Below are 1,300 nucleotides of genomic sequence, written 5' to 3'. Positions count from 1 at the left end.
GGGGGGGGGGTATCTCTTCGTAAGAAGCTGTGGGCGGGCCTTACTGCTGCAGCTTTGTGTTTGAGTCTCACCCCGACGTTTAGCGCTCCTTCTGCACAAGCCTATGAGCTACAGCGGTCAGACGGTAATCTCGGTGAAATTAAAGGCTCGGTATATGGCCGAGTTTTCCACGACCGAGGCGGCAGTATCGCTAGTTTTGACAGTAATGATGAGGGCCTGGCTGGCGTCAAAGTGTATGCCCAGTGGGTTGATTTTAAAAACAAAAAGCTGAAGGGTGCTGTCTCGCCGGTCTATTGGACCGAAACTAAAGCCGATGGCAAGTACTCGATCAAGCTCCCTAATTGGACGGACGCACTAGGTATCGAGCATAAGTGGAAAGCTCAGGCAGGGCAAGGCTTGCGTATTTGGTCCGATAACCCCGATAAAACCAAGTACGTCAATTCATTTGTCGAAGCCGACGGCGTATTTGTTAGTAACGGGATGGTGCAGCGTTATGTAGGTACGTGGAATGCATGGCCACAGTCCGCTGCGGAGAACTTCAATATTTCATATCAGGAGCGCCCGCAAATTAGCGAGATGTTCCCGGATGAGAGCACTTGGAAGGAAACCACCAACCAAGAAAACGGTGGCTGGGTTTCGGGTCGTGTTTTCTATGACCAGAGGAATGTGTTTGGTGCACCCAAGGCGGTGCGCATGTTCCAAGACAGCTTTGGTGATGTTGCAGTACCTGGCGTTAAAGTAGTCGGCGCATACGTTCAAGACGGAGTGGCGAAACTCTTCGACGAATGGAAGAAGAACCACAACGGCTATACTCGCGAGCAGTTTAAAGCTGCGCAGCGTGAAATTATGGCGAAGTATGAGCAGGAGACCGGGAAGAGCGCTATCGCCGAGACTTCCTACGCGGTCACGGATGCCAAGGGTAATTATCACATCCAGTTCCAGGGCCTGTGGGGTGACTCTTACAGCTACAAGGGAATTGTGAATGCTGGGCAACACGGCGATCCGGTTCCCGAAGGTGCGAGCGCTTCGTGGCTCAAGGGTAACCTCAAGTCGCGACACGTTAACGTCGAATATATGTACGTTGCTCCCGTTCTTCCTGATGGAGTAGGGGGCGCCCTTGATAACTTCCCGGATAACTTGTATCAATACGGCGCCCAGGTTGTTGACTATGCGACCGACGGCGCTATGAGCAATATTAGGGATCAGGATTTTGCCCTTCGTATGGAGGATCGTGATTTCCAGGTTTTGGAGTACAACCAGACCACTAAGCCTGCGGCTCCTGGCGTGACGGTCGAAACGA

General features: G+C 52.3%; 1 protein-coding gene. It reads left to right on the top strand.

From position 1 onward, the window contains the following. On the top strand, nucleotides 1–1,300 hold a 1,300-nt coding region (locus CZ322_RS10035; RefSeq protein WP_200807213.1), incomplete at both ends, for a hypothetical protein.

This window comes from Actinotignum timonense (assembly GCF_900155575.1).
Taxonomy (GTDB): Bacteria; Actinomycetota; Actinomycetes; order Actinomycetales; family Actinomycetaceae; genus Actinotignum; species Actinotignum timonense.
The sequence above is the reverse complement of the archived record's forward strand: the minus strand, read 5'-3'. Positions and strand labels throughout refer to the sequence as shown.